Source organism: Stenotrophomonas sp. AC248, from assembly GCF_979258185.1.
Map to the genome: position 1 here is coordinate 2,649,164 of NZ_OZ409840.1, position 26,539 is coordinate 2,675,702.

Genomic DNA, 26,539 nt, shown 5'->3' on the forward strand with positions numbered 1-26,539 from the left:
TTCCATGAGCACTACCCTGACCCTGCAGCCCGGCGCGGTGACGCTGGCGCAATGGCGCGCGATCTTCGATGGCGCGCGCGTGCGCCTGGACCCGGCCTCCGCCGCGGCGGTGCTGCGCAGCGCGCAGACCGTGGCCGATATCGTGGCCAAGGGCGCGCCGGTGTACGGCATCAATACCGGCTTCGGCAAGCTGGCCAGTGTGCGCATCGAGCGCGAAGACCTGGCCACCCTGCAGCGCAATATCGTGCTGTCGCACGCCGCCGGCGTGGGTGAGCCGATGCCGGCGCCGGTGGTGCGGCTGATGATGGCGCTGAAGCTGACCAGCCTGGCCCAGGGCGCGTCGGGCATCCGCCCGGAAACGCTGGCGCTGCTGGAAGCCTTCCTGCAGCACGACATCGTGCCGGTGATTCCGTGCCAAGGCTCGGTGGGCGCGTCGGGTGACCTGGCCCCGCTCTCGCACCTGGCGAGCGTGATGATCGGCGTGGGCGAAGCGTTCGTGGGTGGCGAGCGGCTGCCGGCCGCCGACGCGCTGGCCCGGCACGGCCTTGCGCCGCTGGTACTGGGTGCGAAGGAGGGCCTGGCCCTGCTCAACGGCACCCAGTACTCCACCGCCTACGCACTGGCCGGTCTGTTTGCGATCACCACCGTGTTCCAGGCCGCGCTGGTCACTGGTGCGCTGTCGGTGGAAGCGGCCAAAGGCTCGGACACGCCTTTCGACCCGCGCATCCACAGCATCCGCGGCCAGCGCGGGCAGATCACCACCGCCGCCACGCTGCGCACGCTGATGCAGGGTTCGGCCATCCGCGAATCGCACCGCGACAACGACGTGCGCGTGCAGGACCCGTACTGCCTGCGTTGCCAGCCGCAGGTGATGGGCGCGGCGTTCGACGTCATGCGCCAGGCGGCCACCACGCTGGCGATCGAAGCCAACGGCGTGTCCGACAATCCGCTGGTGTTCACCGACACCAATGAAGCGCTGAGCGGTGGCAACTTCCACGCCGAGCCGGTGGCCTTCGCCGCCGACATGCTGGCCATGGCCATCTGCGAAATCGGCTCGATCAGCGAACGCCGTACCGCGATGCTGGTGGACCCGGCGCTGTCCGGCCTGCCCGCCTTCCTCACCCCGAAGCCCGGCTTGAATTCGGGCTTCATGATTCCGCAGGTGACCGCCGCGGCGCTGGTCTCGGAAAACAAGCAGCGCGCCTACCCGGCCAGCGTCGATTCGATTCCGACCTCGGCCAACCAGGAAGACCATGTGTCGATGGCCGCGCACGGTGCCCGCCGGTTGCTGGCGATGGCCGAGAACGCGGCCAACGTGGTTGGCATCGAGCTGCTGGCCGCGGCGCAGGGCTGCGACTTCCATGCCCCGCTGCGCTCCAGCGATGCGCTGGAAGGCGTGCGTGCGCGTCTGCGCGCGCAGGTGCCCACCCTGCAGGACGACCGCTACTTCCATCCGGACATGGTGGCCGCCACCGCGCTGGTGCGCAGCGGCGCGCTGGCCGAGGGCCTGGCCGACGTGCTGCCGCAGGTGGAGCCGCTGGCATGACCGCCCACCCGGACTGGCTGCAGGTGCACGAGGGCGATGCGCCGCTGATCGTCAGCTTCCCGCATACGGGCAGCGAACTGCCGCACGACCTGATCGATGGCTACCACTCGCCATGGCTGGCGCGCCGCGATGCCGACTGGTGGGTGCATGAGCTGTACGACTTCGCCCGCGGCATGGGGGCCACGACCGTGCGCTCGGCGATCTCTCGCTCAGTGATCGACCTCAACCGCGACCCCAGCGGCGTGTCGCTGTACCCGGGCCAGAACACCACCGGCCTGTGCCCGCTGACCACCTTCGACAACCAGCCGCTGTACGACCCCGGCAGCGAGCCGGACGAGGCCGAGATCGCGCGCCGCCGCGACACGTTTTTCGCGCCGTACCACGACGCGCTGGCCGCGCAGATCGCACGGCTGCGCCAGCACCATGGCACCGTGGTGGTGTATGACGCGCACTCGATCCGCTCGCATATTCCGCACCTGTTCGACGGCGAGCTGCCGCAGTTCAACCTGGGTACGGCAGGTCCCTCGGGCGCGGTCGATACGTCCTGCGACAACACGCTCAGCGACGTGGTGGAGAACCTGCTGAAGATCAGCGGCCTGTCCCACGTGCGCAACGGCCGCTTCAAGGGCGGCTGGATCACCCGCCACTACAGCAACATTCCCGGTGGCGTGCACAGCCTGCAGATGGAACTGGCCTGCCGTGGCTACATGCACGAGCCGGCACCGGACCAGGTGGACGAACACAGCTGGCCCACCCCGCTCGACCCCGACCACGCCGCACCGCTGCGCCACACCCTGGCGCAGGTGCTCAACGCCTGCCTTGCATTCGCTACGAACCGGAGCGCCGCATGACCCGCAACGACCCGTCCCGCACCATCATCGCGCCTACCGGCACCACGCTCACCGCCAAGAGCTGGCTGACCGAAGCGCCGCTGCGCATGCTGATGAACAACCTGCACCCCGATGTGGCCGAGCGGCCGCAGGAACTGGTGGTGTACGGCGGCATCGGCCGCGCCGCGCGCGATTGGGAGAGCTTCGATGCGATCGTGGAAACGCTCACCCGCCTGGACGACGACCAGACCCTGCTGGTGCAGTCGGGCAAGCCGGTCGGCGTGTTCCGCACCCATGTGGATGCGCCGCGCGTGCTGATCGCCAACTCCAACCTGGTGCCGCGCTGGGCCAACTGGGACCACTTCAACGAGCTGGATAAGAAAGGCCTGGCGATGTACGGCCAGATGACGGCCGGCAGCTGGATCTACATCGGCGCGCAGGGCATCGTGCAGGGCACCTACGAAACCTTCGTGGAGATGGGCCGCCAGCACTACAACGGCAGCCTGGCCGGCAAGTGGCTGTTCACCGGTGGGCTGGGCGGCATGGGCGGCGCGCAGCCGCTGGCTGCGGTGATGGCCGGTGCCTCGTGCCTGGCGGTGGAATGCCGCAAGAGCAGCATCGAGATGCGCCTGCGCACCGGCTACCTGGACACCTGGACCGACAACCTGGATGAGGCGCTGCGCCTGATCGAGGAATCGTGCACGGCCAAGAAGCCGCTGTCGGTGGGCCTGCTCGGCAACGTCGCCGACGTGCTGGACGAACTGCTGCTGCGCGGGGTCAAGCCGGACCTGCTGACCGACCAGACCTCCGCGCACGACCCGGTCAACGGCTACCTGCCGCAGGGCTGGACGGTGGAGGAATGGGACGACAAGCGCGTGACCGCGCCGAAGGTGGTGGAGAAAGCCGCACGTGCCTCGATGGCCACCCACATCCGCGCCATGCTCGCCTTCCACGCGCTCGGCGTGCCGACCGTGGACTACGGCAACAACCTGCGCCAGATGGCGCTGGAAGAAGGCGTGGAAGACGCGTTCGATTTCCCCGGTTTCGTGCCCGCCTACATCCGCCCGCTGTTCTGCCGCGGCATCGGCCCGTTCCGCTGGGCCGCGCTGAGCGGTGACCCGGAAGACATCGCCAGGACAGATGCCAAGGTAAAGGAGCTGATCCCGGACAACCCGCACCTGCACCGCTGGCTGGACATGGCCGCCGAGAAGATCAAGTTCCAGGGCCTGCCGGCGCGCATCTGCTGGGTGGGCCTGGGCGACCGTGACCGCCTCGGTCTGGCCTTCAACGAGATGGTCGCCAACGGCGAGCTCAAGGCCCCGGTGGTGATCGGCCGCGATCATCTGGACAGCGGCAGCGTGGCCTCGCCGAACCGCGAAACCGAGGCGATGGCCGACGGTTCCGATGCGGTGTCCGACTGGCCGCTGCTCAACGCCCTGCTCAACACCGCCAGCGGCGCCACGTGGGTGTCGCTGCACCACGGCGGCGGCGTCGGCATGGGCTTCTCGCAGCATGCCGGCATGGTGATCGTCTGCGACGGCACCGAAGCGGCCGCCAAGCGCATCGCGCGCGTGCTGTGGAACGACCCGGCCACGGGCGTGATGCGGCATGCCGATGCCGGGTATGAGATCGCGTTGGAATGTGCGAAGGAGAAGGGGCTGGATCTGCCGGGGATTCTGGGCTGAACCAGATACGTCCCGACCAACGGTCGGGACCTACCGCGTCTGATGTGTCCCGACCAACGGTCGGGACCTACCGCGGGCCGCGTAGAGCCGGGCTCTGCCCGGCTGCCCCTGTTGCCTAATCGTCCAACGGCACGTCACCGTCCCAATTGAACGACGGCATCCACTTCGCCACATCCTCCACCGGCTGCGGCAGCCGACCTTCCAGCCAACCCAGCAGATCGTCCGGCGAGAATCCCGGGCCGCTGGATTGAATCCGCCATGACAGAAACTCGCTGGCCGGACCATTGAGGTATGGCGGCGGCGCGACGGGCATGAACGTCGTCGGCAGCGCTTCGGTCACCGACAACCCGTTGACCACATACGCAAGCTCCTGCACGGCACTCCAGGCCAGCGGATGCGCAAGATCCAGCGCGAACCCCACGTACCAGGTGCTGTCCTCGCCCCTGCCCCAGTGCATCGGCGACGCCGACATGGCCGGAATCTTCTGCAGATACTCCAGCAGTTTCTTGAATTCGCCTTGCTTGGCCAAGTGGTTCTCCTGTGGCGTGACGTCGTCTGACAGTATCGCGGAAACCTCCCCCGGCATCCCGCTGATCCGAGTCTGAAATCGACGCGAACGCGGCGGCTGGTTCAGCGCGGGGATGTCCGCCCGCAACCCTGCCTTGTACCCCACCTGCTGGCGTCGTGCCGGCCCGGCCTACAATGTCCATGCACACAGGAGGAGGTACGCATGGAACGCAGGCGCACGCATCTTATCGACGTCATGGCCACATGGCCGTGGTACGTCAATGTTGGCGCAGGCGCGCTCGGCTTCGCCGCATTGCGCATGCTCGCTCCGCAGTGGCACGAGCGCACCACTGGCACCCCGACCGCGTTGATTGCCGGCATAGCAGCACAGGCGGCGGTTGCATGGCTTTGGCTGGGGCTCTGCCTGGTGGCGGCGGTGGTGTCATGGGCTGGCGCGCGTCGACGGCGCCGGTTGCTGGACACGCGCACCGGGCTGGAGAGTCTTTCCAGCAACGGATGGCGTGACTTCGAACGGCTGGTCGGCGAAGCCTACCGGCGACAGGGCTATACCGTCGAGGAAACCGGCTTGGGCGGTGCCGACGGCGGCATCGACCTGGTCCTGCGCCGCGATGGCAAACGCACGCTGGTGCAATGCAAACAATGGCGGCGCCAGCAGGTGGGCGTGTCGGTGGTGCGCGAAATGTATGGCCTGCTGGCGCACCACCGCGCAGACGCCGTGCTGATTGTCAGCAGCGGGAGCTTCACCCGCGACGCGCAGACCTTCATTGTCGGAAAGCCCATCACGCTGGTTGCGGGTGAGGACCTCTTGGGAATGATTCAGAAGGTGCAGGCACGTGGGACGGCGATGCCTGCCGCAAGGATCGAGCCGGTGCTGACAGACTCGGCACCTGCCTCGGAGGTATTGACCTGCAAACGCTGCAGCGCCCCGATGGTGGAACGTCGTAATCGCAGAACCGGTGACGTATTCATGGGCTGCAGTCGCTTTCCCGCTTGTCGCGGCTGAAAGCGGCAATCTCTAGTCGATCGCATGCGGGTTCACGGGCGGAACGGAGAGCAGCCGACCAACGGTCGGCTCTACCCGTGCCGGAGCAGCCGCCCCTTGCGGCCGTACGGCACGGACGGGTGACGCGCTGCGCCATACCTGTTAACTTGCGCGCCATCTTTTTGGTTTACAGCCCTTACGCATGTCGCTTTCGCCGTACCGCCCCTGCCCGACCCTGCTGTTCCTGGCCGTCGCCCTCGGCCTTTCCGCTGCCGCCCACGCCGCCCCGCAGGCCACCACCCTCGACGCGGTCAATGTCACCGCCGCCAGCGAGGCCGAGCAGGCCCGCGCCACGCTCAAGCGCGTTCCCGGCGCCAGCAACGTGGTGGACCTGACCATGGCCGACGGCCGGCTGTCCACCACTGCCGATGTGCTGGCCTACCAGCCCGGTATCAGTGCGCAGTCGCCGGGCAACGAAGGCGCCAAGGTGTCCATCCGTGGCTCGGGCATCAACCGGGGCCCGGGCGCGCATGCGTCGGGCGTTGCGGTGTCGCTGGATGGGCTGCCGTTGAGCGGCCCCGGTGGCACGCCGTATGAGCTGCTTGAACCGCTGTGGTTGAGCCGGGCCGAGGTGCTGCGCGGTGCCAACGGGTTCGAGCGCGGTGCGTTGGCGCTGGGCGGTGCGATCAACTACGTGAGCCGCAGCGGACGCGATTCGGCCGGGCTGGAGCTGCAGTACGAAGCAGGCAGCCGCGGGTACCAGAAGCGCAGCGTCGGCTATGGCGGCGTGAGCGGCGATGTCGACTACTACCTGGCCTATACCGATACCGAATCGGACGGCTACCAGCGCCACGCCGCCAGTGACGGCAAGGGCGCGATGGCCAACCTGGGCTGGAAGATCACCCCGACCCTGGAAACGCGCTTCTTCGTCCGTTACCGCGAGACCAATCACGAAACGCCCGGGCGCCTGACCCGCGACCAGATCCGCAACGACCCGCGTGCGGCCAACCCGGCCAACCTGGCCATCGATGCACGCCGCCCGCAGCCGGGCAGCACCTGGATCGGCAACACGACCACCTGGCAGATCGACGAAGCCTCGTCGCTGCAGGCCGGGCTGGTGTACCACAAGTACCCGATGGACTTGAACGAAAGCCTGTACCGGCAGCAGCTGGATTACAGCAACCTCAACGCCACCGTGGACTACCGCCACCGCCACCTGCTGTTGGGCCGCGCCAGCGTGACCACGCTGGGCCTGCGCGTCACCCACGACCTGGACGCGGACGTGCGCGAGACGCTGCGCTTTGCCAGCAACGGCTACGCCGCCGGTACCCACACGCGCGACTTTTCGCACCACGGCACCGACAGCACGCTGCACATCGGCAACGACCTGGCCCTAACCGATGCGCTGCATCTGCAGACCGGGCTGGCGCTGATCAATACCCGCCGCGATGTGCAGGTGACCTGGCCGGCCACGCCCGAGCGCCTGCGCGAGCACCAGTGGGACTATGCGCCGCGGCTGGGCTTCACCTGGCAGCAGACGCCACAGACACAGTGGTTCGGCAACCTGAGCCGGTCGGTGGAGCCGGCGCACCCGTGGTCGATGATCTGGGGTTCGAACCAGTACTTCGCGGCAGGCAATGGGGCATCCACCGGTCGCCAGCGCGCGCCGGTGCAGCTGGACAACCAGACCGCCACCACGCTGGAACTGGGCGCGCGAGGCGACAGCGCGATTGGCCGCTGGGAGCTGACCGGCTACTACGCGCGCGTGCTGCATGAACTGCTCACCGTGGAAGTACTGCCGGTACCGAACCTGTTCGTGGCCGAGAACAACGCCAGCCCCACCGTGCACCGCGGTCTGGAAGCCGGGCTGGACAGCACCTTGTGGCAGGGGCGCGATGGCCGTCTGTCGTTGCGCCAGGCCTACACCTTCAGCGATTTCCGCTACCGCGATGACGCGCAGTTCGGCAGCAATCGCCTGCCCGGCCTGCCCCGCCACTACTACCAGGCCGAGCTGCGTTACGACCACCCGACCGGCTTCTACGCCGCGCTCAACACCGAATACGCTTCGGCAATGTTCGTGGACTACGCCAACAGCGTCCGCGCCGACAGCCATGCCATCGTCGGCAGCCGGGTCGGGTTCGATGCCCCCAGCGGGCGCTGGCAGGCGTGGGCGGAGATGCGCAATATCGGCGACCGCCACTACGCAGCCACGGTGACGCCCGGCTATAACGATGCCGGCAAGGACGTGGCCCGCTCCACCCCGGGTGAAGGTCGCGGGGTGTATGCCGGCCTGCGCTGGCGGTTCGACTGAGCACACCGGCCAGCAGCGGCAGCGTTGCTGGCCCTTGCCGAGCGGAGTTTCAGATCGCAGCCGCCTGCGAAAACAGCGACAGGTACATCGCCACCACCGCGAAGCTGCCCCATAGCAGCATGCTGGCCACACCCACCACGCCGGCCATCCAGTAACGCAACCCGCGACCGAACACCGCCACCAGCCCCACCAGCACCGGGCCGGCCCAGACCCACGGGTAGGCGCTGGCGAATGCCGCGGAGAGTGCAGGCGGTGCCATGCCCGCCTCCAGCAAGGGCGCCAACAGGCGCGGCAGCAGCGCCGCGCCCATCGCTGTCACCAGCACTGCGGTCACGCCGCTGCAGACCAGCCCCAGCACCAGTGCGCCCAGCCCTACCGCGCCGCCGGTGGCGCCTTTCAGCATGCGCTGCAGCAGGCTCATCGGCTGCGCACCGTCTGCAGCACATCAGCCAGGGTGTCGGCGCGGGGCGCGATTTCCTGCGCTACCCAGCCCAACCCGGCGGAAAATACCAGCACGCCGATCAGCGGCCAGAAGGTATGGGCCAGGCACAGCCGCCACCAACCCTGCGCGCGCATGCCCTGCATGCGCCGGTACAGCCCGCCTGCAATGGCCGCATCGACCAGCAGTTCGGCCATCAATACCGGCGCCGACCAGATCACCCAGCTGGCCGCCACCAGCGTGCCGGCGGCGATGGCCAACACCGCGCCAATGGCCAGAACCGGCAGGCCGGCCTCGCCGTCGGCGAGGTCCAGTAGCGAACCGTCGCTGCTGGTGGTGCGGGCACTGGAACTGGCACTGGAACCGGACGCCGACGTCCACGACGCCGATGCACCGCCGCCACCGGACTGACCCCCGCCACCAACCCAGTTCGGCCCGCCGCCCGGCGCGGAACCGCTCCCGCCCTCGCCGACGGCATCGGGCAGCGCGTCCACCACGCTGTCCCCGCGCCAGCGCAGCCAGGCCCACATCAACAACAGGAACACCAGGTAGGCCAGCAGCACCGCCAGCGGATACCGCAGCAGCATCGTATCCAGGCCACCCAGACGCAGCAGGTGTGCAGCCAGCAGGCCCGCCACGGCAGTGACCATCACGATCACGGCCATCTGCAGCCGCGGCCAGCCGCCACGCTGCAGCTGCTGGCGGGCACGGGCAGTTTCGCTGCCGCGGGTCAGCGGCAGCAGCAGCGGCCTGGGCGGTCGCACCACCCGCCGGTTCATGGCTGCACCTGCTTGGTGACCGCCTCGATGCGATGGCCATCGGGGTCGATCACGAACGCCGCGTAGTAACGGTCACCGTAATCCGGTCGCAGTCCGGCGGGGCCATTGTCATGCCCGCCGGCCTGCAGCGCGGCGCGATGGAAGTCCTGCACCGCGGAGCGCGTGGGGGCGCTGAAGGCCAGGTGGAAGCCGGGCCCGGGCGCGGCGGCAACGTCGCGCAGTTTCAGGCACAGCATGTCTTCGTCGTCGACCAGCCCGTAGCCGATCGCGGTGTCATCCTCGAACACGCGGCGGTACCCCAGCGCACCGAGTGCGGCGTCGTAGAACGCGCCGGCCGCAGCCAGGTCGCGGACCCCAAGGGACAAGTGATGCAGCATGCGGACGTCCTTGCCGTGGAATGCGGAATGCACGGCCGCATTGTAGGCCCAGCCGCTGCTGGCGTGGGTGCGGCTTGACCTGGGTCAACCGCTGGCGCGCGCCACTGCCTACGCTGGACATCCGCACCGGAACTGCGCCATGAACATCCTGCTCGGGTTGCTGCCCTTCCTTGTTTTCGCGCTGTTGGAACGGACCGCCGGCCTTTCCGCCGGGTTGTCGGCAGCGGCCCTGACGGCGCTGGCATTGTGCCTGCGCGACTGGACCGGGCCGCGCCAACATTGCGGCCTGATCGAGCTGCTGTCGCTGCTGCTGTTCGGCACGCTGGCCGTTTACGCGGGTGTGTATGCCCCGCGCTGGTCGGTGATGGGCGTGCGCATCGCGGTCGACGCGGTACTGCTGATGGTGATGCTGGTGTCGATGCTGATCGGACGCCCTTTTACCTTGGGCTACACCCGGCCCGATGCCGATCCGGCCTTGTGGTTGTCGCCACGTTTCATCCGCAGCCACTACGTGGTGTCCGGCATGTGGACGGCCGCGCTGGCCGTGGTGGTGCTGGTCGATGCACTGATCCTGGTCTGGCCGGGCACGGCGCTGGCCGGCGCGGGGGCGATGGTGCTGGCGCTGCTGGCGGCCAGCCGATTCACGCGTCGCTACGCGGCTTCACTGCGCGCCTGAGCAGCGCACGCCGTCGCCGCAGGTTCGACGGCCGCCAACGCCTGCAGCCGCTCACGCCCGCGCACTTCCACCTCGCGCCCGTCCACGCTGACCAGGCCCTCGGCCTGGAAGCGGCGCAGCAGCCGGCTCAGGGTTTCCGGGGCCAGGCGCAGATAGTTGGCGATATCCATGCGCGACATGGTCAGCTGCCAGCGACTTGAAGAGTAGCCGCGCGCGGCCATGCGGTCGGCCATGCCGATCAGGAACGCGGCCAGCCGCTCGTCGGCGGTGTTGTTGCACGACAACCGGGTGGCGCGCGCGATGTCGCGGCTCATCAGCCGGAACAGCTTGGCCTGCAGCATCGGCATGCGCGCGGCCAGGTCGGCGGTGGCCCGGAACGGCAGCCGGCACAGGGTCGCCGTGTCCAGCGCGACCGCGTTGCAGGGATGGCGCCCGTCATCGATGGCGCTCAGGCCGATGAAGTCCCCCGGCATGTGGAAGCCGGTGGTCTGCTCGCGTCCTTCGCGATCGATGGCATAGGTCTTCACCGTGCCCAGCCGGATCACCGCGATGTGCTCGAAGGGGTCGCCCTGGCGGAACAGGAAGCTGCCGGCATGCGCGGGCGCGGTGTGTTCGATGAGCCCTTCCAGCTCGTGCAGGTTGGCCGCCGCCAGGGAGCCGGGGAAGCAGTCCGGACCCAGCGGGCAGGCACCGCACGCCCGACTGCGCGCCGGGGGCAAGCCAAAGGTGGTAGCCATGGTGGTGACGCTCCCGCGTGGTGCACCGCCCGGTACACGGGCTTGTCTGGCAGGTCTGGAATGCCTGCCGCCTTCCCCCCGCCGATCCTCACGCACATGCGCTGCTGCGATCGCCTTGCCGGTGCCTGCCGGGGGCCGTGCGGGTGCCGCACCGTTCCATAGTAGTGATGGCGTCACGCTGCGCAAGACGGAAAACACCAGTATTTCTACTGGTTCTGTGCCTTCGTTGCCGGGTTTGGATGGTGCCACCACGCACGCCAGCAACCGCAGCCGCAGCCGGCCGCTATCGCGTTGCGCTTGACCCAGGTCAAGAAGCCGCCACGGCGATCGCTCTACGGTGACGCTCCGGCCGCACCTGTTGCAGGCCACGGCCATCTCCCCTTTGCTTCGGAGCCGCTGCAATGAACCGCATTTCCCGCCTTGTCCCGTTCGCCTTGATCGGCGCCTTCACCCTTGCCGGCATTGCCCAGGCGCAGGCGCAGGCGCCGACCGTGAACATCGGGGAGCGCCACGGCAACCTGCGCGCCGCGCAGGAACATATCGTGCAGGCCTACCAGCTGGTGGGCGTGGCCCAACAGGACAACGACGCGCGTCTCGGCGGCCATGCAGGACGTGCACGCCAGCTGTTGATCCAGGCCGACCAGGAACTGCGCCAGGCCGCCAATGCGGCCAACAACAACGGCCGCCCATAACTGCACCACACCGCAGCCACACACCGACGCGGCCTGCCCGCGTCGGCGTTGCGTGCGGTCCACTCAGCGCGCGGCAGGGGGGTGGGCGCGGGGGTTCGGCGTGGCCGGCGCCAGTTCGGCACGGATGCGGGCCGCCACCTGCGCCTCGTCGGTGCTGCGCCCGAAGTGGTCAACGTAGTGCCCCTTCCCATCCAGCAGGAACAGGAAGGTGGAGTGGTCCATCATGTAGTCGCCCGGCCGTCGCAACGGCACCTTCTTGACGTATACGTGGTAGCGATCAGTAATGGTGGCGATCTGCGTCGGCGTGCCGGTCAGGCCGACCACGTCCGGCCCGAACAGGCCCACGTAGGCCTTCATTTTCGACGGGGTATCACGCACCGGATCGATGCTGACAAACACCGGCGTCAGGCGGGGGCCGCCCAGTTTCCGCACCCGCTGCGCGATGCGCGCCACGCGCGCCAGGTCGGTGGGACACACATCCGGACAGGACGTGAAGCCGAAGTACAGCAGCACCGGGGTGCCGTGGAAACTGCGCTCGGTGACCGCGCGGCCGTCCTGGTCGACCAGCGTGAACGCACCGCCGATCAGCGGTGGCGTCTGTGCGGCCAGCGACGGCATCGACAGCAGCCCCCACGCCAGCACCAGTGACCGTACCCCGGTTTGGCAGAGACGGCGCAGCATGTCAGTGCGCCCCGCTGTACGTCAGCGCGAACCCGACCAGGTTCGAGTCTTGCCCGCCCTGCGCCTGGCTGCCCACCGACAGCGCCACGGTCAGCTGGCCACTCAACCGATAGCCGCAGCTCAGTTCGTTGAGGTAGTCGTGCCGACCGGCGCCCGGTGCCCACGGGCGCCGTTTGTCGGTGCGGGTCGCGCCGAATACCCAGCGCCCGTAGTCGACGGTGAGCGAGGTGGTCAGGTAGCGCGTGTCGTTGCCGGCCACCGCGTTTTCGTTCTGCACGTGCGCGTATTCAACCAGCGGCACGATGTCCAGGTAGCGGCCCCGCAAGGTGGTATCCAGGTCCGCGCTGGACGCCGGTGCCCAGATGTAGCGCGCCGATACGATGGCGATCACCTCGTCATCGGCCGCACCGGTATCGGGCTGTGCCTCGCCTGCGCGGTTGCGCATGTAGCCGGCCTGCAGCTCCAGGAACGGCACGGCGGGAATGGAATCCCAGTTGACGGTGACCGCGTAGGAGTCGAGTCGCCCGGTGTTGGCCGGCCCGCCATCGGAACGTTGCGCACGCGCACCGCCGCGCAGGAATGGCCGGCTGAGTTCGGTGGTGTCGGCGGTGTAGAGGTTCACCCCGCCCTGCACCATGCCCATCTTCTGCCCGAACCAGCGGTAGGCATAGGTGGCACCGAGCATGCCGCCCAGGTCGTAGGTCGCCACGAAATCGTTGGTATACAGCCCTGGTGCGGCGTCCATCGCGCGGCCGAACGGCACCTGCAGCTTGCCCACCTGCAGCTGGGTATGTTGGGTGAGCTTGTAGTAGTTCAGCTCGTTGACCACCAGCCCAAGGTCGCCGAAGGTGCGCTTTTCGCCGTTGCCCGGCGGGTTGACCGGGTTGAACTCGGTGGACAGCCGCACCTGGTCATTGGGGCTGAAACGCACGTAGACGCTGCTCTGGATGTCGGGGTAGAAGTCGGTGGTGTTGCGCGGCGCGCTGGCGCCGTCGCCCTCGCTGCGGCTGAAGTCGTACTGCATGACTGCGCTGTAATCCATGCCGACGTTGGGGTAGTACCCCTTGTCGGCATGGGCAGGGCTGGACAGCAAGCCAAGCCCGGCGGCCACGCCCAGTGCCAGACTGGCTCTGCGGGGAATGCGCATCACGGGCCCTCCGCAGGCAGCTGCACGTCGGCCGGCAGCGTGAACGCGCGCCCGCTGTTGCGCAGGTAGGCGCAGGTCTGGTTGTCGCCATAGATGCCGCCCAGCGGGGCCAGCTTCACTGCCTGGGCATAGTCTTCCGGGCGCACCACCTGCACCACCTGCATCATGCCGCCGTCCTCGTGTTCGAGGATGTGGCAGTGGTAGACGAACTTGCCCAGCATCACCGGGTCACGGAACGGGATGCGCAGCGTGATCGAGCCCCGCGCCGGAATGAACACCGTATCGCGGTAGCCACTGAACGGAACGGGCTTGTCGTTGATCGCCACCACCTGGAAATCGGTCTGGTGGATATGGAACTGATGCAGCTCCTGGGACGGGTTGTACAGGCGCCATTCTTCGACGTCGCCCAGCTTGACCGTGGTGTTGACCCGGCGCGGATCGAAGCGTTCGCCATTGATCAGGAACGCGTCGCCATCGGTGGCCGAATCCTGGAAGGCGAACTGGCGCACGTGGGCGACCCTGACCGTGGCCAGGTCTTCGCTCACCGGATACGGGCTGGTGATGCGGCGGGTGGCCACCGGTGCGCCAGCCACCCGCGTCGTGGCAATGCATGCGCCCTTGTACTGGTCGCCAGCCGCACCGGTATTGCCGGCGGCCAGTTCAACCGCGTGATCGCCCGCCGCCGCGCCGACCACGAGAATGCTGAAACGCGCGGAGGGCCCGATCAGCAGTTCGTCGGCCATCACCGGCTTGGTCACCGTGTTGCCGTCGCGCGACAGGATCTGCACGTTCTGTCCGGTGATGCGGATGCGGAAGTACTGGTTGGCCGAGATGTTCATCAGGTGCCAGAGCTGGGTTTCACCGGGCTGGATGTCGATCACCGGATCGGCCTGGCCGTTGACCGTGCGGATCGACGGCGCACTGGTGACGATTTCGCTGGCCAGCTTGCCGGTGAAGGTCTTCTGGAAATTGCGCAGGACCAGCACGCGCTCCCGGATGCCCTTCAACTCCGGGAACGGATCGAGGATGCCGTCCACCAGGATCGGACCGGCGATGCCCGATTCCACCTGGCGTTGCGCGCCGCCGTGGAAATGGCTGTGGTACCAGTACGCGCCCGGGCTGTGGTCGGGGGGCAGCTTGAAGCGGTACAGCCCCTTTTCGTGCGGGCCTACCTCGCGGAAGATGCTGTCGCCCGAATCCAACGGGGTAACGGTCATGCCGTGGAAATGCAGGTTGGTCTTCTCGTCCATCTGGTTGTCCAGCGTGATCGCCACGGTTCCACCGGGGCGGGTGCGGATCAGCGGCGCGTCGTAGTCGCCGTTGAACACCAGCGCGCGGTACGGCTGCCCACCCACCGACACGGCCGACATCGCCGGGCGCAGGGTGCCCTTGCTGATGCCGTCGGCGCCGTAGCGGATCTCCACTGGCGACTGCAGCGGCGCGCCCGGCGCGCTGTTGTCGGCCGGGGCCTGCGCCACGCTGGCGCCCGTCCAGGCCAGCACGCCGACCAGCGCTGCTGCGTAGAGGTCATGCAGCCTGCGGCGTCGGTGGGTGCCGGCGATGATCGGGGCGGTGCAGTGACGATCCATGGGAACTCCGGGTGCACAGAGGGGCTGGGGAGCCGGCGCTTGGGGTCAGGTGCCGGCAATCGCCCAGGTGATGAAGCCGGTGGCGATGGCGCTGATCACCAGGCCGATCAGGAACAGCCAGTCGGCCAGCCCTTCCAGGAACTGGTTGCGCTTGCGCCGGCGCGTGCGCAGCGCCCAGTAGGCGCTCAGGCAGGACGCCAGGTAGACCACCGAATTGATGCTGAGCAGGTCGTCGCCCAACGTGTCCACGTTGCGCAGCACGGTCACCACGTGCAGCACGCCCACCACGGTCATGCACACGCCCAGCATCGCCGCCGACGTGGTGAAGATATGGACGCAGATGTCCTCGTCCAGATGGGTGGCACGCGCAGGCGGCTTGTCGGCCGCGGGCGCGCTGGAAGCGGTGGAGCGCATGGCGGTCTCGCGGCTGACGGTGCGGACCGGAAGCGGCCGCAGCGCACGCCAACGGTAGCCATGGCAACGGGGCCCACACATGACCTAGGTCAAGTGAACGCGCATGCCGCGGGCGAGCGTGCCCCGGCTTGACCGGGATCAAGCGCCCTTCACGGCGCCGGCCGCATCGTGGGCCTCCCTGCCCCCGCACCCGGGCGCCCCTGCGGCCTGCCATGTGGAATGACTTCAGCCATGCGTTCCTGGTGATCTTCACCAGCCTGCTGCCGGTGATCAATCCACCGGGCGCGGCGCTGATGGTGCTGGGCATCCTGCCCGACGCCAGCCCCGCCCAGCGCAGCCGGGTGGCGCGCGCGGTGGCGCTCAACAGCCTGGTGCTGCTGGCGGCCTCGATCGGGATCGGCGCCTACGTGCTGTCCTTCTTCGGCATCTCCATCCCGGTGCTGCGGCTGGCCGGCGGGCTGGTCATCGCCGCCACCGGGTGGCGCCTGCTGCAGGCACCGGCGCAGAGCGAGCACGGCTCACTGGCCGGCGCGGCGCAGGAAGAGGCCCGCGACGACGTGGACGCCTCGGTGACGTCGCAGTTGTTCTATCCGTTCACTCTGCCGCTCACGGTGGGGCCGGGGTCGATCGCGGTGGCCATCGCGGTGGGCACCACGTCGCCGGTCGAGGGGCCGGCCGCCGTGCACCTGGCCGCCGCTGCCAGCGCGCTGCTGGCCCTGTGCGTGCTCATCTACCTGTGCATGCGCTACGCGTGCCGCCTGCAGTCGCTGCTGGGGCGCACCGGCACCCAGGTGGTGGTACGCCTGCTGGCGTTCGTGATCCTGTGCATCGGCGTGCAGATCGGCTGGCTGGGCTTGTCCGACCTGCTGGCGACGCTGCCGGCGCGTTGATCGGTCGCGCGCTTGACCCAGGTCAAGACGGGCATGCGATCCGCGCCCGACCATGTGTGCACCGCTCCCACGCCCAGCCTGCCGATGCAGCCGCAACCCACCGCCCTTGTTTCCGGCGCCGGTGTCGCCGGCCTCGCCACCGCCTGGTGGCTGCGCTATTTCGGCTTCGACGTCACGGTGGTCGAAACGGCCCCGGCGCTGCGCGGCGGCGGCCATGCCGTGGACATCCGGGGTGCGGCGCTGGAGGTCGTCAAGGCGATGGGGCTGCACGCAGCACTGCAGGCCCAGCGCACGCGCCTGCGCGGGATGACCCTGCTCGACCGCGATGGCCATGCGGTGGGCCACGACGATACCCGCACCTTCAGCGCAGGCCGCCTGGACAGCCCGGATATCGAGATCTTCCGTGACACGCTGTGCCGGATCGTGTCCGACGCCGCGGGCACCCCAGCCAGCACGCTGTTCGACGAACGCATCACCGGCATCGACGACACTCCCAGCGGGGTGATGGTCGCGCTTGCCGGCCGGCCATCGCGCCGTGTCGACCTGGTGGTGGGGGCCGACGGGGTCTACTCCGCGCTGCGCCAGCAGGCCTTCGCCGCGGCGCCGACCTGCCTGCATCCGTTGGGAGGTGCGCTGGCGTTCTACAGCGCCCCCAACCACCTGGCGCTTACCGACCGCGAATGGATGTACCGCGACGCCGACCTGGGCGTGGTGGTCTACCCCGATGCCAGCGGACGCGAACTGCGCATCGGGGCCGGGTTCGGCGCCGAGGTGGACCACGCCCTGCGCCACGACATCACCGCGCAGAAGGCACTGGCACGCAGCAAGCTGGCGGGACTGGGCGGACGCTGGCGACCGCTGGTCGAGGCGATCCCGCACGCCGACGCGTTCTACTTCGGGGAACTGGTCCAGGTGAAACTTCCCGTGTGGCACACCGGGCGCGTGGTGCTGGTGGGCGATGCCGCGCACTGTGCTTCGCCCTTCTCCGGCCAGGGCACCAGCCTGGCCCTGGTAGGCGCCTACGTGCTGGCGCGCGAACTGTCGCGCAGCCCGCACGCGCCCGGGCAGGCGTTCGCCCGCTACCAGACCCGCATGCAGCCCTACGTGGACCTCAACCAGAGGCTGGTCGACCTGACCCGGCAAGGCCCGGTGCCCGAGCCGCAGATGCGCGCGGCGGCCAACGGCATCGCCCTGGACGATCTGCAACAGCCATGAGCCCGTGCCGTTGGACGCGGGCGGCAAATCCCATGACCCTCAGGCATGCTGGGCGCCTGCTTACCCCTGCCAACCCCGTCCCATGCCTCTACTGAACACCACGCGCGGCGCCCTGCACTGGATCGACACCGGCCACGACCGCGCCGGACCCCCGGTACTGCTGATCCACGGCCTTGGCGGCGACGCCGGGTTCTGGAGCGCCGAACAAGCGGCGCTTGCCGCGCGCCATCGGGTGCTGGCGGTGGACCTGCGCGGCTCCGGCCTGACCCCGGGCACGCACAGCCCGTTCTCCGCTGACGCGCTGGCCCAGGACCTGCTGGCCATGCTTGACCACGCCGGTATCGACCGCGTGCACGTGGTCGGCTTCTCGATGGGCGGCGTGGTCGCCCAGGCGCTGGTCAGCGCCGCGCCGACGCGCGTGCACAGCCTGGTGCTGGCGGCCACCTTCGCCACCCCCAATACCCAATCACGCCTGTTCCTGCAGGCCGTGGGCGCGGTCTACCGCGCGGGCGCCACCCCCAAAGAGATCTTCGATCTGGTCCTGCCCTGGCTGTTCTCGGTGGGCTTCCTGTCCGATCCGCGCGCCGCGCCGTGGCTGGACTATCCCGACGACGCGCCCGACGAACAGACCGCCGAAGACTGGCAGCGCCTGCTCGACGCCATGATCGGGTTCGATGGCCGCCCCCGGCTGCCGCACATCCACGTACCCACGCTGGTGATCGGCGGCGATGAGGATCGGCTGGCCACGCCGGAAGATGCGCAGGTGTTGCTGGACGGTATCCCGAGCGCCCGCCTGAGCATGCTGCGCGGCGGCCACCTGATGAACGTGGAATCGCCCGACGCGTTCCTCAGCGAGCTGGAGCGTTTTTTCCTCGCGCACGCACCGGCCGGGGGCTGAGCTTCGCCCCACGCGCCGGCAACGCCACCAGCGCCTGCAGCTGCGCGGCTACCCGGTCGAACGGTGCGATGTCCTGCATCGCCCGGCACATCGCCACGGCACCTTCCACGCTGGCGATGATCAACGTGGCCTGCGCGGCGGCTTGTGCCGGCGCATGGCCGGCGGCAACCAGCGCAGCGCCCAGCCGGTGTTCCCACTGCGCAAACACCGCCGCCGCGGCACCGCGTGCCTGGCTGGCCACCGCATCCACCGGTTCTTCCACAGCAGCCGCCAGCACCGGGCAGCCGGCAGCAAACTGCGTGCGCAGCAGGCGTGCGCGCCACATCTGCAGAAACTGCTGCAGACCCGGCTCCGCGCCGTCCTGCAAAAGTTCGGCGAGCAGAGCATCCACCTTTTCACCGGCCTGGGTGGTGGCGCGCGCCAGCAGTTCCTGCTTGCCGCCCGGGAAATGGTGATACGTGGAGCCCAACGGCGCATCGGCGGCCTTGGTCACCTCGCGGATGCTGGTGGCATTGAGGCCCACCCGCGCCAACATGTCCGCCGCTGCCGCGATGACGCGCTGGGGTGCATCGGTAGGACGAGGCGACATGGCGCGATTCCTTGCTAAGACAGTCGTCATACATTAGCGTATCCGGACTATAACAGTCGTCATATTCCTAATGAATCTCTGGTTCCGCCTGCTGTACCTGCTGCTGTGCAGCTTCTTCCGGCCTCGGCTGGCCGCCCCGTTCGGGGTGTCACGGCTGCCGTTCCGGGTGCTGCCCAATGACCTGGACAGCAACCTGCACATGACCAACGGGCGCTACTGGAACATCTTCGATCTGGGCCGCCTGGACCTGATCCTGCGGATGGGCCTGGGCCGGGTGGCCCTGCGTGAGAAATGGGCGCCGATCGTTGGCGCCGGCACCATCCAGTTCCGTCGCGAACTGAAACCCTTCCAGCGCTTCACGCTGGAAACGCGGCTGGTGGGCTGGGTCGGCACACGGGTGATCATGGAGCAGCGCGTGCTGCTGGGCGAGGAGAAGATCGCCACCCGCGCCCTGCTGGTGACCGGCATCTACGACCGCCGCCAGCGCCGCTTCGTGGACATGCCGCGGATGATGCAGTCCATCGGTGCCGACGACGTGCCCTCCCCGCCCCTCAGTGCCGCCGCCGACGCCTTGTTGGCGGCAGACGCGGCGCTCAAGCAGGACGACGCCTGAGCGCGCCGTTCAGCGCGGCTGCGACAGCGCCTGGGTGATCGCCGCCTCGGCCAGCGGCGCCATCCGCGCATAGCCCGCTGGCGTGGGGTGCACGCCGTCGGCAGCCAGCGCCTTGTCCAAGCCACCGTCGCGGTTGGCCAAGGGCGTGTGGTAATCCAGATACACCACGTTGTGCGCGCTGGCGTACCGCTTCAACGCTGCATTCAACGCGCGCACCTTCGGCGCCGGCTGCACGCCGCGCTGCCACGGGTAGTCGCTGACCGGCAGCACCGAACTGAGCACCACCGCGATGCCGTGCGCCTGGGCCAGTTCCACCATCGACTGCAGGTTGTCTTCGATCATCGCCTGGGTGGCCGCCCCGGTATTGCCGGCAATGTCGTTGGTGCCGGCCAGGATCACCACCACCGCCGGCTGCAACGCGATCACATCCTGGCGGAAGCGCACCAGCATCTGCGCGGTGGTCTGCCCGCTGATGCCGCGGTTGAGGTAGCCCTTGCCGGGGAAGAAGGTGTCGCTGCCGGTGCGACCCCAGCCTTCAGTAATGGAATCGCCGAACAACACCACGCGCGCCGTGCCTGGAGCCGGGGCCGCCAACGCGGCGTTCTCATCCCGGTAACGCTGCAATTGGGGCCAGTCGCGCAGGCGCTGCTGCAACTCGGCGACCTGGCGCTCCTGAAGCGTGCCGGCGGGCTGCAGCAGCAGCGGATTGACCGCGGGCGTATCGGTAGCGGCATGTGCGGCGGGTACGGAACACACCGCCAGTAACATCAGGGCCAGGAACGGTCGCATATCAGGCACTCCTTGGGTGCAGGTTGAACGCCACGCGGGCCTCAGACTACGTGGCTGCCCGCATCGGTGCCAGCGTGCGTACGCGCTGCATCAGCCCCGCCACGCCAGTACCTGGGCCCGCGTTGCCAGCGCGGTTTCAATGCGCTGCAGGCAATCGGGCGTGGGGCTGACCAGGTACCACTGCGCGCTCCGGCGCAGCAGCGGCAGGTCGGCATGATGGTCGGTATAGGCCATCGCCCACGGCGGTGCGAAGCCACGCGCGGCCAGCATCGGAATCTTGTTCTCGCCCAGGCAGTGCTGTTCGCTGACCCAGCCGCCCCATAGCGGGCGCAGCGTGGAGGCCACCAGCGGTACCTCGCCCAGCCCGCCATGGACCAGCAGCACGCGTGCCAGTGGTTCCCAGCAGCCGGTAGCGATGACCACCCGGTCCCCCTGCGCCAGGTGCTCGCGCAGGCGTGCAACGGCCGGTGCGATGAACAGCGCTTCGTCCCCCGCGAACACGGTATCGGCATGCGCCTGTGCCAGCGCCTGCATCGCCTCACGGCTGCGCCCGAAGGTGGCCAGCCATACCGCACACCGCATGGGCAGGCGGCGCGTGCGGGGGACCAGCAGCAACGGCGCCAGCAGCGGCAGCGCCACGATCAGCACGGCCAGGCGCCACGGCTGGCGGCACAGCAGGCCCTTGAAGAAGCGACCCGCGGTTTCCCAGCGGGTCAAGGTCAGGTCGAAATCGAACACAACCACGTTGGCGTCGTTTGCGGTGAACATCCGCGCAGTCCCTTATGCGGTGGAGTGCCGATCATAGCGGCACTGCATGCCATCGCCGCCGGCGGTGCCACTCAGAATCCGTCGAGCGTGCGCAGCAACGAGCCGAAGGTGAGGTAGAACGAATCGTGGCCGCCCTCGGCGCGTCCATAGCCCAGGAACACCGGGCCAAGGAAAGTGTCCGCGCCGATGAAGAGGCTGCCGGCGGTCTGCATGCCGTCGATGTTCACCGCGTCGCGGGTCTGCCAGAAACCACCCCATTCCACGCTGCCGCCGACATACAGCGGAATGGTCAGCAGCGAATCGGCGTGTGCGACGCGGCGGTAGTACACCACCCGCGCCAACGCGGTCTGTGGCGCGAAGATCGCCTCTTCCGGATACCCGGACAGGTTGCCCAACCCGCCCAGGAAGCCATAGGTGGCCAGGACGTCATCGCCACCATGCGCCGACGACGCCCGCACGCCACCCAGCCAGCGGTTGCGGCCGTGCGACCACGCACCATCCCACTGCAGGCGCGTGACTGCGGCCGAATCGGCGGTGCCTAGCGTGTCGAGGTAGTGCTGGCGGGTCAGCGACAGGCGCTGGCCGCGGCTGGGGAAGGCCGAGCTGTCGATCGAATCGTGGCGCAGCTGCCAGCCCACGCTGCCCATGTCGGCGCGGTAGTTGCCCAGTTCGCTCGGGTTGCCCACGTCCAGTCGCAGCCGCTCGCGGCCACGCTCCAGGAAGCCGGCCAGCTCCCAATCCGGATGCGGCGAATACGCCCAGCGCACACCGCCCAGCCATTGGCTGTAACGGAACTCCGCCAGCGCGCCGCCGCGCATCAGGGCCAGGTCCAGGTCGGTCGCGCGATACTTCGCATAGGTCGATAGCGCATGCCGTCCGCTGCGGCCAAACGGGCGGTAGTACTCGGCAAACGCCTCCTCCACCTCGCCAAGGCCCACGCGCAGTTTCAGCTCGGCGCCCTGGTCGCTCAACCCGGTACGGGTCAGCTCGCTGATCAGCTGGTAGTTGCTGCTGCCGTCGAAATCATCGGACAAGCGCAGCGCGAAGTGCAGGAAATCCGGCCCCCAGCGCTTATCCTGCGGCGCCAGCACCAGTCCCTGGCGGCCATCACGGTCTTCCAGCCGCCACTGCACCTGCTGGTAGCGCCCTTCGCCGTAGGCGGTGGCCACCTGCTGCTCCACCTCGTCCGGCGCCAACGGACTGCCCACCTGCGATTGCAGGCGTTGTTCGATGTAGCGCCCGGTGCGGGTGCCGTCGCGCAGCACATCGACGAAGGCGACGATCGGCGCCGCATAGGCGGGCGGTCGATGCTGGCGCTCGAACGCGGCGTAGCGTGCCGGGTCCACCTGGTAGCGGCGGATCCCGTCGACCTCGGCCTGCGCGGCCTGCTCGCCCACGCCCACGGCCTGCGGTGAGCGGTTGAAATCCTGGCTGCCCATGTCACCCAGCGCCGGGGTCACCAACAGGTCCTGCGCGCCCAGCGTGGCCAGCTGCGCCTGGATCTCGCGCTGCATGAGCACGCTGGCCATCTGGTGACTGATCGCCAGGGGGAGTCCAGCTGCGCTTCGGTCATCAACGGCGTGCCCACCCGCGACACGATCAGGCGCTGCGCACCCAGCCGCCGTGCTTCATCAACGGGCAGGTTGTCCACCACGCCACCATCGACCAGCAGCCGGTCCTCGTAGCGAACCGGCGCAAACACGCCGGGCACCGACATGCTGGCGCGAATTGCCAGGGCCAGGTCGCCCTGGCCAAACACCACTTTCTCGCCACTCACGATATCGGTGGCAATGGCACGGAAGGGAATTGGCAGCTGATCGAAATCGCGCACCTGCCAGGTGGGCAGCAACAGGCGACGCAGCAGCATTTCCAGCTTCTGCCCCTGGATCAGGCCCTGCGGAAAGGCAATCTTGCCGTTGCTCAGGCCGACCTCCACGCCGCCCAGCAGGCGCAGGTCGTCCTCCTTGCGGCGCATGCTGCGCTCGTTGCGCGGCGGCTTGTCGCGCAGCACCTCGGCCCAGTCGATGCGATCCAGCACCGCCTCGATCTCGTCGGCGGTGTAGCCGGAGGCATACAGCCCGCCCACCACCGCGCCCATCGAGGTGCCGACGATGCAGTCGATCGGCACGCGCTCGCGTTCCAGCACCTTGAGCACGCCGATGTGGGCTGCGCCGCGCGCGCCGCCGCCGCCGAGGACCAGGCAGGTGCGGGGGCGCTCAGGGGCGTCGAGAAGAGTGGCGTCCGCAGTCGCAGGCGCCTGCGCGCCCGCCAGGGCAGGCAGGATCGCCAGCATGCACACCGCCAGCACCCCGCGCACGCGTTCACCGCGCCGTGCCGCGCGTCCGATCTGCATCAGGCTTCTCCCCGGGTGCGGCCATGCACCGCGTCACCCGCGCACTCTGCCTGCCGGTGACGGTCGCGTCCAGACGTGCCGCACCTACACCGCGGGCCCGTGGCGGCCCTTCACTCACTCCCCAGCAGCAGCAAGTGACCGTCGTCCGTGGGATCCATGGCCAGGTACACAACCTTGTCGCTCCGGCGGAAGCCCGCCGAGCACACTGCCTGCCAGCCCTGGCCGCAGTCGACCTCGGGGAACGCGGCGAACGGCGGCGCCCCTTCGTAGTCGTGTGGTTCAACGGTCCAGCCATCGCGCAGCAGCGCGCTGCGTACCGGCACGTAGTCCATGCCGCGGTGGAGGCCGAGCTGCTCCAATGTGGTGGTGGATTCGGTGGCGGCGTCGGTCGCTGGCGCGACGGCCAGCAGCAGGGAAATCAGCAATGTGTTCATTGTGGCGCAGGATAACGAAGATCGGCCGCCCGTTGCAGGGCGGCCGATCAGGTGGGGCATCACGCGCTGTCGAGCAATGGTCGACGTTACCGCGCGTTCTTCACGTAGGTGTCGAACCAATTGAGCATTTCGTACACCAGCTGCTCGTTGGACTCCAACGCGGTGTACCAGTGCGGCTCGTTGGGCAGCATCACCAGACGCGTGGTGCCGCCGTTGCCGCGGATCGCCTGGTAGAGCTTGCGCGACTGGAACGGTTCGGTGCCCGGGTTGGCATCGTCCTCACCGTGGACCAGCAGCAACGGCAGCTTGATCTTGTCGGCATAGAAGAACGGCGAGGCCTTCAGGTACACGTCCTGCGCCTGCCACACCGAGCGCCGCTCGTTCTGGAAACCGAACGGGGTGAAGGTTTTGTTGTACGACCCGCTGGTGGCCACGCCGGCCTTGAACAGGGTGGTGTGCGCGATCAGGTTGGCGGTCATCAGGCCACCATGGCTGTGCCCGGTCACGCCGATCCGGTTGCGGTCGACCACGCCCAGGTCCACGGCCTTGTCCACCGCGGCCTTGGCATCGGCTTCCAGCTGCTCCAGGTAGGTGTCGTAGGCGTTCTTCGGGTCGCCCACGATCGGGAACGACGCGTTGTCGATGATCGCGTAGCCGGCCAGCAGCATCAGCCGGTACGGCGCCAGCCGGGTGAAGGTCTGCTGCGAACCGGACACCTGCCCGGCCTGCGCGGCGCTGGCGAAGTCGGCCGGGTAGGCATACAGGATGGCCGGCACGCGCTGGCCTTCCTTGTAGCCGGGCGGCGTGTACAGGGTGAACGACAGGTCCACGCCATCGGCGCGCTTGTAGGTCACCAGCCGCTTTTGGATCTGGCGCACTTCCGGGGTCGGGTCGGTGAGTCGGGTCAGCGCGGTGGCGGTGGAGGCGTACTGCGCTTCCCCTTCCTTCGCCGCGGCGTTGCGCTCGCCCTGCTGGCGCACGAACGCGTTCGGCGGGTCCATCACCGACTGGTGCCAGGTGAGGTAGCGGCCGGGCGTGGCGGTCAGGCCGAGGATCTGCTCGTACGCGTCGGCGCCGCTGCGGAACAGGCGCTCGGTTTTCAGCGAGCCCAGGTCCAGGCGATCCAGGAACGGGCGGTCGCCCTGCGGCGAAGCCCCCTGCCCGCGCAGGAACACGAATGCACCGTCCTGGCGCACCACCGACGCGCCGTTGGGCAGGCGCGTAAACACCAGGTTGCCCGGGTCGGCGTACTGCTCGTCGCTGGACAGATCCCACAGCAGGCGGCCTTCCTTCGTCGGCTGGTCCACATCGACGATGCGGGTCTGCCGCCAGTGGCGGTTCTCGTCGTTCTCGAACAGGAACGACACGGCCGGATCGGCGCTCCACGCGATGCCTTCGAAGCGCTGCGCGGTGCGGGCGATTTCCTGCGGTTTGCCGTTGAACGGTGCCTTCAGCGCAAGCACCCGGTCGCGGTGTGGCACCGTCACCTTCCAGTCGCCCTTGTCCAATGCCTCGGCATAGACCAGCGTGGCCGGGTCGGTAGCGCGCCAATCAAAATCACGCGGACCTTCAGGCACGCCGTGCACCGGCACGCGGTCGGCCAGCGGCAGGCTGGCGATCGGGGCAGCGCGGCCCGTGGCCAGGTCGAGCACGGCCACGTCGTTGGCGAAGCGCTGGTAGGTCACGGCGTGGGAGAACGGCGCCTTCAAGGTCTCGGTCAGCACGTGCACGCCGTCCGGTGCCGCGTTGACCTCGTTGTACAGCGCCGGCGTGCCGACATTGCGCACCTGGCCGGCGGCAACATCGACCACCGCCAGCTGCGACGCACCGTAGTAGGCAAACAGCTTTTCATCGTGCGCGCTGGTCAGCGTATCGCGCGCTTCATAGGTGCTGCTTTCGCCGCTGCTGCCGAGCGATTCCTGTACGTCCGGGCCACCGGGCCCGTTGCCGCTGGTCGGTGCCGGGCCCTGGTTGGCCGGCACCCGCTTGACCAGCAGCTGCTGCCCGCCGCCCAGCCACTGCAGGGTGTAGCCGAAGATCGGATTGAGCTGCACGTCCGGCACCTGCTTCACCTGGCCGGTCACCGCATCGCCCACCCACAGCTGCACCGAGGTATCCACGGCGTTCTGGAACGCAAACCGCTGGCCGTCGGCAGACCACTGCGCCGCACCCGCGCAGCCCTGCGGCAAGGCCACCTTGGTGTGCTTGGCGGTCCCCACGTCGACCAGGGTGAAATCGGCCACGCAGGCCGGGATGCCATAGCCGCCCTGGGTGTCATGGCGGCTGCGGTTCTTCGGCTCCAGGCGCACGCCAGCCAGCTTGAGGTACGGCTGGGCCACGCGCTCGATCGAGGGATAGGTCTGCGCGGTGGTCAGCAGCAGGCGCTGCCCGCTCGGGTCCAGGCTGGGCGCCGGCGGCGGCGGGGCCTTGAGCACCTTGAGCAGGTGCTCGGGCGGCTTGGCGTAGTCGGCAAAGGCCGGCGCGGTGGCGAACAGACTGACGGTGGCAACAGCAACGGCCGCGGCCAGGGTGGTACGACGAATCGGCATGTGGGTCCCCTTGCGATGGTGGGTACCC

Annotated in this window: 27 protein-coding genes; 11 read left to right on the forward strand and 16 right to left on the reverse strand. The window is 68.7% G+C overall.

Annotated elements, in window-relative coordinates; translation table 11 throughout:
• The first annotated feature begins 4 nt into the window (after positions 1-4).
• The 3 genes from hutH to hutU are packed head-to-tail and all read left to right on the forward strand — an operon-like array spanning position 5 to position 4,061.
• Positions 5-1,546, forward strand: a complete 1,542-nt coding sequence (gene hutH, locus ACZ0AE_RS12095) for a histidine ammonia-lyase (RefSeq protein ID WP_038687717.1) — start codon at positions 5-7, stop codon at positions 1,544-1,546.
• On the forward strand, positions 1,543-2,397 hold the full coding sequence (gene hutG, locus ACZ0AE_RS12100) for an N-formylglutamate deformylase (RefSeq protein WP_463601241.1): 855 nt from the start codon (positions 1,543-1,545) through the stop codon (positions 2,395-2,397). Before hutH ends, hutG begins: the two co-directional genes overlap by 4 nt.
• Positions 2,394-4,061 (forward strand): urocanate hydratase, encoded by a 1,668-nt coding sequence (gene hutU, locus ACZ0AE_RS12105; RefSeq protein ID WP_463601242.1) that lies wholly within the window; start codon positions 2,394-2,396, stop codon positions 4,059-4,061. The genes hutG and hutU overlap by 4 nt, the downstream gene beginning before the upstream one ends.
• Positions 4,062-4,176: 115 nt before the next feature.
• On the opposite strand, the gene ACZ0AE_RS12110 is transcribed toward hutU, so the two are convergent.
• Positions 4,177-4,734, reverse strand: a complete 558-nt coding sequence (locus ACZ0AE_RS12110; protein ID WP_463601243.1) for a hypothetical protein — start codon at positions 4,732-4,734, stop codon at positions 4,177-4,179.
• Positions 4,735-4,791: 57 nt separating this feature from the next.
• Here ACZ0AE_RS12110 and ACZ0AE_RS12115 point away from each other — a divergent pair, with 57 nt between their 5' ends.
• Positions 4,792-5,592 (forward strand): restriction endonuclease, encoded by an 801-nt coding sequence (locus tag ACZ0AE_RS12115; RefSeq protein WP_463601244.1) that lies wholly within the window; start codon positions 4,792-4,794, stop codon positions 5,590-5,592.
• Positions 5,593-5,773: 181 nt separating this feature from the next.
• A complete protein-coding gene (locus ACZ0AE_RS12120) occupies positions 5,774-7,882 on the forward strand; it encodes a TonB-dependent receptor family protein (protein ID WP_463601245.1) in 2,109 nt (702 codons plus the stop codon).
• Positions 7,883-7,931: 49 nt separating this feature from the next.
• Here the strand turns inward: ACZ0AE_RS12120 and ACZ0AE_RS12125 are convergent, their stop codons facing one another.
• Genes ACZ0AE_RS12125 through ACZ0AE_RS12135 form a run of 3 tightly spaced genes read right to left on the reverse strand, consistent with a single transcriptional unit; the run spans position 7,932 to position 9,477 of the window.
• On the reverse strand, positions 7,932-8,303 hold the full coding sequence (locus ACZ0AE_RS12125) for a hypothetical protein (protein WP_447594513.1): 372 nt from the start codon (positions 8,301-8,303) through the stop codon (positions 7,932-7,934).
• The gene (locus tag ACZ0AE_RS12130; RefSeq protein WP_463601246.1) at positions 8,300-9,100 is read right to left on the reverse strand and encodes a hypothetical protein; all 801 of its coding nucleotides are present in this window, start codon (positions 9,098-9,100) and stop codon (positions 8,300-8,302) included. The genes ACZ0AE_RS12125 and ACZ0AE_RS12130 overlap by 4 nt, the downstream gene beginning before the upstream one ends.
• Positions 9,097-9,477 carry a VOC family protein gene (locus ACZ0AE_RS12135; RefSeq protein ID WP_463601247.1) on the reverse strand — a complete coding sequence of 127 codons (381 nt, stop codon included), beginning with the start codon at positions 9,475-9,477 and terminating at the stop codon, positions 9,097-9,099. Before ACZ0AE_RS12135 ends, ACZ0AE_RS12130 begins: the two co-directional genes overlap by 4 nt.
• 139 nt (positions 9,478-9,616) lie before the next feature.
• Between ACZ0AE_RS12135 and ACZ0AE_RS12140 the strand changes: the two genes are divergently transcribed.
• Entirely contained in the window at positions 9,617-10,153 is a 537-nt protein-coding gene (locus ACZ0AE_RS12140; protein ID WP_463601248.1) for a hypothetical protein, read from the forward strand.
• On the opposite strand, the gene ACZ0AE_RS12145 is transcribed toward ACZ0AE_RS12140, so the two are convergent.
• Positions 10,129-10,890 (reverse strand): cyclic nucleotide-binding domain-containing protein, encoded by a 762-nt coding sequence (locus ACZ0AE_RS12145; RefSeq protein WP_463601249.1) that lies wholly within the window; start codon positions 10,888-10,890, stop codon positions 10,129-10,131. The two genes, ACZ0AE_RS12140 and ACZ0AE_RS12145, sit on opposite strands and share 25 nt — an antisense overlap.
• 401 nt (positions 10,891-11,291) lie before the next feature.
• Between ACZ0AE_RS12145 and ACZ0AE_RS12150 the strand changes: the two genes are divergently transcribed.
• The gene (locus ACZ0AE_RS12150) at positions 11,292-11,582 is read left to right on the forward strand and encodes a hypothetical protein (protein WP_463601250.1); all 291 of its coding nucleotides are present in this window, start codon (positions 11,292-11,294) and stop codon (positions 11,580-11,582) included.
• Between the two features lie 63 nt (positions 11,583-11,645).
• On the opposite strand, the gene ACZ0AE_RS12155 is transcribed toward ACZ0AE_RS12150, so the two are convergent.
• Genes ACZ0AE_RS12155 through ACZ0AE_RS12170 form a run of 4 tightly spaced genes read right to left on the reverse strand, consistent with a single transcriptional unit; the run spans position 11,646 to position 15,413 of the window.
• The gene (locus ACZ0AE_RS12155) at positions 11,646-12,263 is read right to left on the reverse strand and encodes an SCO family protein (protein ID WP_463601251.1); all 618 of its coding nucleotides are present in this window, start codon (positions 12,261-12,263) and stop codon (positions 11,646-11,648) included.
• 1 nt (position 12,264) lies between these two features.
• Positions 12,265-13,410 carry a hypothetical protein gene (locus tag ACZ0AE_RS12160; protein WP_448133969.1) on the reverse strand — a complete coding sequence of 382 codons (1,146 nt, stop codon included), beginning with the start codon at positions 13,408-13,410 and terminating at the stop codon, positions 12,265-12,267.
• Positions 13,410-14,999 carry a multicopper oxidase family protein gene (locus ACZ0AE_RS12165; protein ID WP_463601252.1) on the reverse strand — a complete coding sequence of 530 codons (1,590 nt, stop codon included), beginning with the start codon at positions 14,997-14,999 and terminating at the stop codon, positions 13,410-13,412. The genes ACZ0AE_RS12160 and ACZ0AE_RS12165 overlap by 1 nt, the downstream gene beginning before the upstream one ends.
• Before the next feature lie 45 nt (positions 15,000-15,044).
• Entirely contained in the window at positions 15,045-15,413 is a 369-nt protein-coding gene (locus tag ACZ0AE_RS12170) for a hypothetical protein (protein ID WP_463601253.1), read from the reverse strand.
• 212 nt (positions 15,414-15,625) lie between these two features.
• Here ACZ0AE_RS12170 and ACZ0AE_RS12175 point away from each other — a divergent pair, with 212 nt between their 5' ends.
• The 3 genes from ACZ0AE_RS12175 to ACZ0AE_RS12185 all read left to right on the forward strand — a co-directional run bounded on the left by ACZ0AE_RS12175 (position 15,626) and on the right by ACZ0AE_RS12185 (position 18,416).
• Positions 15,626-16,303 (forward strand): MarC family protein, encoded by a 678-nt coding sequence (locus ACZ0AE_RS12175; protein WP_463601254.1) that lies wholly within the window; start codon positions 15,626-15,628, stop codon positions 16,301-16,303.
• Positions 16,304-16,336: 33 nt separating this feature from the next.
• A complete protein-coding gene (locus ACZ0AE_RS12180) occupies positions 16,337-17,518 on the forward strand; it encodes an FAD-dependent monooxygenase (protein WP_463601255.1) in 1,182 nt (393 codons plus the stop codon).
• A gap of 82 nt (positions 17,519-17,600) precedes the next feature.
• Positions 17,601-18,416: an alpha/beta fold hydrolase gene (locus tag ACZ0AE_RS12185; protein ID WP_463601256.1), complete on the forward strand. Its 816-nt coding sequence runs from the start codon at positions 17,601-17,603 to the stop codon at positions 18,414-18,416.
• Here the strand turns inward: ACZ0AE_RS12185 and ACZ0AE_RS12190 are convergent.
• The gene (locus tag ACZ0AE_RS12190; RefSeq protein ID WP_463601257.1) at positions 18,367-19,005 is read right to left on the reverse strand and encodes a TetR/AcrR family transcriptional regulator; all 639 of its coding nucleotides are present in this window, start codon (positions 19,003-19,005) and stop codon (positions 18,367-18,369) included. The genes ACZ0AE_RS12185 and ACZ0AE_RS12190 overlap by 50 nt on opposite strands.
• 70 nt (positions 19,006-19,075) lie before the next feature.
• Between ACZ0AE_RS12190 and ACZ0AE_RS12195 the strand changes: the two genes are divergently transcribed.
• Positions 19,076-19,618, forward strand: a complete 543-nt coding sequence (locus ACZ0AE_RS12195; protein WP_137189815.1) for a thioesterase family protein — start codon at positions 19,076-19,078, stop codon at positions 19,616-19,618.
• Positions 19,619-19,627: 9 nt separating this feature from the next.
• Here the strand turns inward: ACZ0AE_RS12195 and ACZ0AE_RS12200 are convergent, their stop codons facing one another.
• From ACZ0AE_RS12200 to ACZ0AE_RS12225, 6 genes are all read right to left on the reverse strand, one after another.
• Positions 19,628-20,407, reverse strand: coding sequence for an SGNH/GDSL hydrolase family protein (locus tag ACZ0AE_RS12200; protein WP_463601258.1), 780 nt, complete (start codon positions 20,405-20,407; stop codon positions 19,628-19,630).
• Between the two features lie 90 nt (positions 20,408-20,497).
• Positions 20,498-21,175: an HAD family hydrolase gene (locus tag ACZ0AE_RS12205; protein WP_463601259.1), complete on the reverse strand. Its 678-nt coding sequence runs from the start codon at positions 21,173-21,175 to the stop codon at positions 20,498-20,500.
• Between the two features lie 71 nt (positions 21,176-21,246).
• On the reverse strand, positions 21,247-22,704 hold the full coding sequence (locus tag ACZ0AE_RS12210) for a BamA/TamA family outer membrane protein (protein ID WP_463601260.1): 1,458 nt from the start codon (positions 22,702-22,704) through the stop codon (positions 21,247-21,249).
• On the reverse strand, positions 22,632-23,528 hold the full coding sequence (locus tag ACZ0AE_RS12215) for a patatin-like phospholipase family protein (protein WP_463601261.1): 897 nt from the start codon (positions 23,526-23,528) through the stop codon (positions 22,632-22,634). The genes ACZ0AE_RS12210 and ACZ0AE_RS12215 overlap by 73 nt, the downstream gene beginning before the upstream one ends.
• A gap of 110 nt (positions 23,529-23,638) precedes the next feature.
• Positions 23,639-23,962 carry a hypothetical protein gene (locus tag ACZ0AE_RS12220; protein ID WP_463601262.1) on the reverse strand — a complete coding sequence of 108 codons (324 nt, stop codon included), beginning with the start codon at positions 23,960-23,962 and terminating at the stop codon, positions 23,639-23,641.
• An 86-nt stretch (positions 23,963-24,048) separates the two neighbouring features.
• Positions 24,049-26,511 (reverse strand): S9 family peptidase, encoded by a 2,463-nt coding sequence (locus ACZ0AE_RS12225; protein WP_463601263.1) that lies wholly within the window; start codon positions 26,509-26,511, stop codon positions 24,049-24,051.
• Between the last annotated feature and the right edge of the window lie 28 nt (positions 26,512-26,539).